Consider the following 7152-nt stretch of genomic DNA (forward strand, 5'->3'; position numbering starts at 1 on the left):
GATTGGTTCCCTCCTACTGGTCACAGCTTCGTGCGGAATGAACTTGGGTGGTCCAAGGGCTGGCGGTGGGGGTCAGCCACAGCTCGGCCTGCCCGACGCCGGTCTTGGCCGTCAAGACGGTGACCTCCAGCGCCCTCTCGACGCCGGGGCCGATGTCGACGTTGGCCGTCGCCACCTGGCGGCGGCGTTCGGTGCCGCTGCCCAGTGCCGTCTCGGCCCCGTCGAGCCGGGCGTCGAGCACGGAGCCGCCCGCCGGGCTGAAGATCGACACCAGCGTGCGCACGGTGTACGGGTCGCCAGCCAGACCGAGGCCAAGGATCGACTTGCTGAGCCCTGACTTCGGCGCCGTCGAGCGCAGAGTCACCCGCAGTCGGAGCTCGCGGCGGCCGTCGGGCCGGCATTCGCCGACCGTGAGGCTCGCCGTCGGCCGCAGGTAGTAGCCGAGCTTCGCGCCGCTGCCGTCGTTGAGGAACACGCCGACCGTCGGCACGGTGTCCTGTTCCGGGAGCGTCCCGGCCATCCGGCTGTTGCCGAACGTCCGCTGTTCTTCCGGATGAGCACTCCAGAACAATATCCGGCGTTCCGTGATAGCACGGTCAAATGCGGACAACAACACCCTAGGGTTGACATTCTTCTTGAAGAAGGCGTCAAACACCGCAGCGGCCGAGGATGCGAAGTAGACGTCCTGCTGCGTGGTGTCCAGCCGCTGGTAGGTCTCGTTGAGCAGGGTCTGCACGGCCTTCTCGCTGGCCAGCGGCACCCCGCCGGGCACCAGCACCGGGCCGGTCGCCTTGAGCAGGTAGGACAGCACCACCGGATCCACGGCCAGCACACCGTCGACGGTGGTACCGGTCTTGCGCCGGTACATCTCCCGGTACAGGGAGGCGGCGGTCGGGAAGTGCGGGGTCAGGTTCACATCGGCGGGGTAGATGCCGGGCAGGTCGGTCCAGATCGCCCGGGTCTCGGGGGGCAGCTTCAGCGCCGGGGTGAACCGGCCGAGGGACGCGCTGCTGCCCTGCTGGCCCATCCGGACCCGGCCGTTCTCGGCCTCGATCATCGCGTACGCGCCGAACATGCCGCCGGTTGCGCGCAGCTCGGCCAGGTTCTGCGAGACGAGCAGGTAGCGCCGAGGGCCGCTGGCGCCGAGCAGCGGCGGCAGCAGCCGAGCGCCCTGGTCGGCCGCGGCGGTGAGGCCGGCCAACCGGTCGATCTCGCCGCGGAGATCGCTCAGCGCCTGGCGGACCTGGCTGACCAGCTGGTCGGCCGGCACGGCGGCCAGGTCCCGACGGGTGCCCTGCACGGAGTCGTTGACCCGGGTCAGTTCGCCCGAGACCGACGTGAGCCGGGCCAGGTCCAACCGGCCGCTGGCCGGCACGAGGCTGGTCAGGTCCGTGCGCAGCAGGCTGGGGAACGCCTGCCGGGCCAGGTCGTCGATGGCGATGGCGATCAGCCGGACCGCGTCGAGATCGTCACCGGCCGCCGGGGTGTGCCGACCGAGCCTCCAGCTCGGATCGGACGTGGCGGCCCGGGCCGCGCCGGACTGCTCCTGTAGGGCGGAGAGGGTGCGCAGGGCACGGTCGGTCTCCCCGCCGACGACCTGGGCGCTCAGCTCCCGGGCCAGGCCGGCGGCATTGATCAGGTGCGCCCTCGCCTGCCAACCGCGAAAACCGATCCACCCACCAGCGGCCAGCACCAGCGATCCGACCACGAGAGCGCCGAGCAGTGCCCGGCGCAGTCGCGCGCGCCGGCGACGCCGGGACCGGCTTCGTCGTCGACGCGGTCGTTCGCTCTCCGTCACACCACACTCCGATCCAGGAATCGGACAGTCTGTCGAATTCCCTGACGTTCTTAGCACGTTACGAGGATTTTCGTACCGTTATGGCAATTCTGGTCCCTTACGCGAGGTTTCCTCGCGGTGCCGTCGCTCCCTGCGGGACGCGGCCGGCGGCCTCGTGCAGCAGCCGCTCGATCCGGTCGACGCCGGCCGGCAGCGACATCTCCCGCAGGTACGTCTGCCGCCCCCGCCGGCCCATCTCGGTGCGCGCGGGCGGCGGGATGGTGGCGGCCAGCCAGAACCGGTCGGCCAACGCGGCCCAGTCCTCGGGTGGGCAGGACAGCCCGGCTCGGGCGCGTTCGACCAGCTCGACGGTGTCCCCGCCGGCCGACGCGACGACCGGCGCGGCGCACGACAGCGCGGCCTGCAGCTTGCCCGGCACCATGCCGCGAAGCTCGGGCAGGTCGCGCAGCATGATCAACTGGTAGTCGGCGGCGGCGTACAGCTCGGGCATGTCGACGGGTGACCGCCGTTCGAGGAAGCGGACGTTCTCCGCCTTGAGGTCGGCGGCGAGCCCCCGCACCCGCCGCTCGTCCGCGCCCGAGCCGACCAGGACCAGGTCCATCGTCCGGTCCAGCGCCGCCGCGGCCCGTACCGCCGTCTCCAGCCCCTGGCGGGGTCCGATGGTCCCGGCGTGCATCACCACGCACCGGCGGTCCCGGCGGACCATCTGCCGGGCCGCCGCGCCAGGCGTCGCCGGGTAGAAGATGCGCTCGTCCGTCCAGTTGAGGACCAGACGGACCCGGCCGGGGTCGGCGCCGGCCGCGACCACCAGGTCGCGCATCGACGGCGCGGCCACGGCGACCCGCGCGGCCGACCGGTAGACGCGGGTCATCGCGGCGTCCATCCGCGCCAACCAGCGGCCGCCGCCGGACGCGTCGACGCCGTCGCGAGCCCAGACATCCTGTACGTGCAGCACGGTCGGCACCCTCGCGAGGAGCCGCAGGACGGCGGCGGTGGCGAACGTGGTGGCCGGCAGTTGGAAGACGTAGAGCGCGTCCACGTCACCCAGGAACCGGCGGGCCGCCAGCGACGCGCTCCCGGCGAACGACAGGTAGCTGGCCATCCGCGCCCGGGTGGTGGTGGCCCCGCCGGAGACCCGCGGCACCCGGCGGACCGACAGCCGGTCGCTGTGCGTCTCGTGGTGCCACCGCTGCCGCCACCCTGGATAGACGTGCCCGCCCGGGTAGTCGGGGAATCCGGTGAGGACGCGGACCTCGTGCCCGCGCGCGGCCAGCTCCTCGGCGAGGCTGCCGGGGATGAACGCCGGCTCGGGCGGAAAGTGGTACGACAGGATGCCGATCTTCACCGCGGCACCGCCGGTGGGCGCGGATCGGGCTCGGCCGGCGCGGCACCGCGTCCGACGCGGCGGCCCGCGTAGGATGCTGGCAACCCCTCCCCGCGCGCCCAGCGGCGTCGCCGCATCACCCTCACGGTGTGGCGATCCGTTTCCGCATCCACGAGAGGGCTCCCGATGGCCGACCGCGTGCTGTTCGTCTGCCACGCCAACCTGTGTCGCTCGCCGATGGCCGAGCATCTGGCCCGACGGCTGTTGGCCGACCGTCCCGTGCTGGTGTCCAGCGCCGGCACCGACGCGATGGACGGGATGGCCATGCACCCGTACGCGGCGGAGGTCGTGGCCGAGGAGGGCGGCGACCCGACGGCGTTCAGCAGCCGTACGCTGCGGGCCGAGCAGCTGACCGATGCGACGCTCGTGCTGACCGCCACCCGGCGGCAGCGGTCGGTGTGCACCTCGCTCGCGCCCGGCGCGCTGCACCGGACGTTCACCCTTCGCCAGTTCGGCCGGCTCGCGGCGGCGGCCGAGCCGCCCGTCGGATCGACCGACGATCCGCTGGGGGCCGCCATCGCCGCCGCCGCCAGCGCCCGGGGGCGGCTGCAACCCGCCGCCCCGGACGCGGACGACCTTCGGGACCCGATCGGCGGTACCGTCGCCGACTTCCGTCGCTGCGCCGAGGAGATCGAACGCTCGCTACGACCCCTCGCCGCGCTCATCGGGGCAGCCGGGTGAGTTCCTGGGTACGGTCGCTGACACCGTTGACCCCGGCGTCCTCACTGTGCCGGGCGGCGGGGGCCCGGTCGGTCGGGACCGACGGCGTGGCGGTCGAGGCGACCACCCGGTAGGCCTCGTACTGGTACGCCTCGGCCTTGGCCACCTTCGCCATGTTGAGCACGCAGCCGAGCAGCCGCACCGAGACGGAGTGCAGCGCGCGGGCCGCCGCGGCCACCTGGGTGCGCGACGTACGACCCTGCTGGCTCACCAGCAGCGCGCCGTCGGCCTGGACGGCCACCACGACGCCGTCGGTCACCGCGAGCAGCGGCGCGGTGTCGATGATCACGATGTCCGCGGACTCGCGCAACGCGAGCAGCAGGTCCGCCATCGCTTTGGAGCCGAGCAGCTCACTCGGGTTGGGCGGCGCGGAGCCACTGGGCAGCACCAGCAGGGACTTGTCGCCCCACCGCTGCACCACGTCACCGACCTGGACGTCGCCGACCAACACGTCGGTGAGGCCGACACCGGCGTCCAGGCCCAGGTACTCGTCGACCTTCGGGCGTCGCAGGTCGGCGTCGACCAGCAGCACACGCCAGCCCGCCTCAGCCAGCGCGATGGCCAGGTTGCACGACATCGTCGTCTTGCCCTCGCCCTGCAACGCGCTGGTCACGGCGATGACCCGGGCCGGCTCGTGCACGTCCACGAAGCGCAGGTTGGTCCGCAGCTTGCGGACCGCCTCGGCACGGGCCGACGTGGCGGCGTCGCCGACGATCAGCGGAGACGTGCGGGCGGCGCCCTCGAACGGGATCTCGCCGAGCAGCGGGCTTCCGGTGGCACGCTGCAGGCCGGCGGCGTCGCGCAGGCGGACGTCGGCGACGCCGCGCAGGATCGCCAGGCCGACGCCGAGGACGAGGCCGAGCAGACCGCCGAGGACGAGATTTCGCAACGGCTTCGGCGAGACGGGGCTCGCGCTGACCCGTGGGCCGCTGACCACCTCGATCTTGATGGGCGACTTGCCCTCGGGTGGCGTCTCGACCTTCTGCACGAGTTCGACGAACTTCGCGGCGAGGGTCTCACTCAACCGCAGGGCACGGGCCTGGTCGGTGTCGGTGACCGAGGCGCGCAGCAGGACGGTGCCCGTCTCGGTGGAGGTGGTCACCCGGCGCTGCACCTCGTCCGCGGTGAGCCCGACCGGCGTCTCGGCCGCGACACTCTGTGCCAGGCGGTCGCTGCTGAGCAGGTCGGCGTACGACTTGACGCGCTGCTGAAGGAACAGCCCGCCCTGGTAGGCATCGGAGACGCCCTGGTTGGGGGTGGTGACGAAGAAGGTCACCGAGGCGACGTACCGGGGCTGGGCCCGTACGGTCAGGAACGCCGAGACGCCCAGGGACACCATGATCGTGAGCAGCACGACCCACCAGTGCCGACGCACGTGGCGCAATTGGCGAAGCAGGTCCATCAGGCTTGCCTCCGGACCGGTCCGGTTACGCCAAAGAACTTCACGAAAACCCCCAAGGTCGTCTGTCAACTCGTGAAACCATTAAAGCCCCTCATAGGACTTATGTCCGGAGTTATGCGTTTTCGGCGTCCGTAATCGCGGCGCCCCGCATGACCAACCCGACAAAGGGCCATTCGGCAGCGGCGACGCCCGCAAAAGTCGGCGACCGATTCCCCCGCGCCGATCTCGATCGCCGTGTCGCGTCCCGCTCGATCACGACGTACCGCCGACCGGATAGGGCCGACAGCGGTGTGCCGGGAAGTCTGGTCGGCGATTGGATCCCTGCCGTCCCGACACCAGAGGTGAGCCCCACATGACCGGCCGACCCCCCACCGCGACCGGCTCTTCGCGCGGTCGTCCTGGCCGGAGGCCCGGCACCTGGCCGACGTGCTGCGCACCGAGACGGTCGGCGGCGCTCTGCTGCTGCTCGGCGCCGTCCTCGCGCTGGTCTGACCCGCGCCCCCGCCGCAGCGCCGACGGCCGACGCGCCGAGTTGGACGAGGACATCACCTGGTCCGACCTGTTCGGCATCGCCCTGTTGGCCGGGGTCGGGTTCACCGTCTCGCTGCTCATCGGCGACCTGGCCTTCGGCGCGGGCAGTACGGCCGACGAGCGGGTCAAGGCGGCGGTCCTCACCGGGTCGGTGATCTCCGCGGCGCTCGCCGCCGCCGTGCTCGCCCGCCGCAACGCCGCGTACCGGCGGGTGGCTGAGAAGGAACGCCTCGACGCCGATGGCGACGGGGTGCCCGACGTCTACCAGCGGCCCGGACGGGACTGACCGGACCGGCCCGCGACCCGCCGTGCTCAGCGGTGGCGGTCGTGCGGCGCCCGCTCCTCGGTCTCGTCCGCGAGGGCGTCGGTCGTGGGGGCGGTGAGGTCGTCGGCGGGCACCGCCACCTCCTCCGCGAGGTCCTGCTCGTCGGGCTTGCCGCCGGGCTGCGGCTCGGGAGCGGTGGCGCCGCCGGCGTACCCGTACTCGTTCGGTTCGTCGTGCCGGCTCATGTGGTTATCCTCCCGCTTTTCCCGGTTTCTCTGGTACCGCCCACGGTAGGCGGTGATCGTCGCCCCCGCAGCGCGGCGAGGATTGTCGCCGCGACCACGGCGGCGGGAGACTCAACGCCGCCGCGAGCAGTTGCCGCAGCGCGACGATCGCGGCGGTGGCGGCCAGGCCGCTCCACGCCGGATCCCCGGCGAGACGCAGCAGGCCGGCCGCCGTCAAAAGATCCAACAGCACGCGTACGGCGACCCGCACATCGCCGGTGCACAGGACCGTGACGACCCCGGCGACCAGCGCCAACGCGGTCACCGCCTCGACCAGCGCGGTAATCACGTCCGCTGCCCGTCGGAGACCTGCCGTTGCTCCTGCCGGATCTCCCGGCCCAGGAAGTAGTTCAGCGCCGTCCGGATCGTGGCGATCGCCGCCAACTGGCCGATCTGCGTGAACGACGGCGACACCGCAGTCCGCAGGACGTCGGCCGCGAGCTGGAACTCCAGACCGAGCGTCAGGAACCGGCCCAGCGACAGGCGGATCGGGGTGAAGACGGCGGCGGTGCGGTGCCGCAGCCCTTCGGTCACGAACCGCACCGCCGCCCAGAGCGCGCCCACGACGATCACCAGGGCGCCGGCCGCCTCCACCACGGCGACCAGCACCTGGTCGCCGTGGCGCAGCAGCTCCGCCGGCTCCACCCGCAGGCGTTACCCGCCACCGGGGCGGCTAGGCCCTGTTTCATAAGGGCGGTCGAGCCGAGGCGGGGTCCGGGCGGCGGTCCGGCAAGGCGCGGTTTCGTCCGGATACCGGTGTTGTATCCG

7 protein-coding genes and 1 pseudogene are annotated in these 7152 nt (G+C 72.3%); 2 read left to right on the forward strand and 6 right to left on the reverse strand.

Annotation, left to right across the window (positions count from 1 at the left end; all coding sequences use genetic code 11):
* Positions 1–13 precede the first annotated feature (13 nt).
* Entirely contained in the window at positions 14–1798 is a 1785-nt protein-coding gene (locus ABZ272_RS25650) for a DUF4012 domain-containing protein (RefSeq protein ID WP_355052462.1), read from the reverse strand.
* Positions 1799–1895: 97 nt separating this feature from the next.
* A complete protein-coding gene (locus ABZ272_RS25655; RefSeq protein ID WP_355052463.1) occupies positions 1896–3143 on the reverse strand; it encodes a glycosyltransferase family 4 protein in 1248 nt (415 codons plus the stop codon).
* 165 nt (positions 3144–3308) lie between these two features.
* Here ABZ272_RS25655 and ABZ272_RS25660 point away from each other — a divergent pair, with 165 nt between their 5' ends.
* A complete protein-coding gene (locus ABZ272_RS25660) occupies positions 3309–3863 on the forward strand; it encodes a low molecular weight phosphatase family protein (protein WP_355052464.1) in 555 nt (184 codons plus the stop codon).
* Here ABZ272_RS25660 and ABZ272_RS25665 read toward each other — a convergent pair.
* Positions 3844–5304 carry a polysaccharide biosynthesis tyrosine autokinase gene (locus tag ABZ272_RS25665; protein ID WP_355052465.1) on the reverse strand — a complete coding sequence of 487 codons (1461 nt, stop codon included), beginning with the start codon at positions 5302–5304 and terminating at the stop codon, positions 3844–3846. The two genes, ABZ272_RS25660 and ABZ272_RS25665, sit on opposite strands and share 20 nt — an antisense overlap.
* Positions 5305–5827: 523 nt before the next feature.
* On the opposite strand from ABZ272_RS25665, the pseudogene ABZ272_RS25670 reads away from it, so the two are divergent.
* A pseudogene (locus ABZ272_RS25670) lies at positions 5828–6121 on the forward strand (Na+/H+ antiporter NhaA); the annotation flags it as partial.
* 26 nt (positions 6122–6147) lie between these two features.
* Here ABZ272_RS25670 and ABZ272_RS25675 read toward each other — a convergent pair.
* Genes ABZ272_RS25675 through ABZ272_RS25685 form a run of 3 tightly spaced genes read right to left on the reverse strand, consistent with a single transcriptional unit; the run spans position 6148 to position 7029 of the window.
* A complete protein-coding gene (locus ABZ272_RS25675) occupies positions 6148–6345 on the reverse strand; it encodes a hypothetical protein (RefSeq protein WP_355052466.1) in 198 nt (65 codons plus the stop codon).
* A 4-nt stretch (positions 6346–6349) separates the two neighbouring features.
* Complete coding sequence (locus tag ABZ272_RS25680) at positions 6350–6673, reverse strand: hypothetical protein (protein WP_355052467.1); 324 nt, start codon at positions 6671–6673, stop codon at positions 6350–6352.
* Positions 6670–7029, reverse strand: a complete 360-nt coding sequence (locus ABZ272_RS25685; RefSeq protein ID WP_355052468.1) for a DUF1622 domain-containing protein — start codon at positions 7027–7029, stop codon at positions 6670–6672. Before ABZ272_RS25685 ends, ABZ272_RS25680 begins: the two co-directional genes overlap by 4 nt.
* Positions 7030–7152: the final 123 nt, after the last annotated feature.

Source organism: Micromonospora sp. NPDC005979 (assembly GCF_040614415.1).
GTDB lineage: Bacteria > Actinomycetota > Actinomycetes > Mycobacteriales > Micromonosporaceae > Micromonospora.

Coding starts and splice junctions, on each gene's coding strand:
- ABZ272_RS25660 (WP_355052464.1), top strand. CDS start 3,309: ATGGCCGACCGCGTGCTGTTCGTCTGCCACGCCAACCTGTGTCGCTCG.
- ABZ272_RS25665 (WP_355052465.1), bottom strand. CDS start 5,304: ATGGACCTGCTTCGCCAATTGCGCCACGTGCGTCGGCACTGGTGGGTC.
- ABZ272_RS25675 (WP_355052466.1), bottom strand. CDS start 6,345: ATGAGCCGGCACGACGAACCGAACGAGTACGGGTACGCCGGCGGCGCC.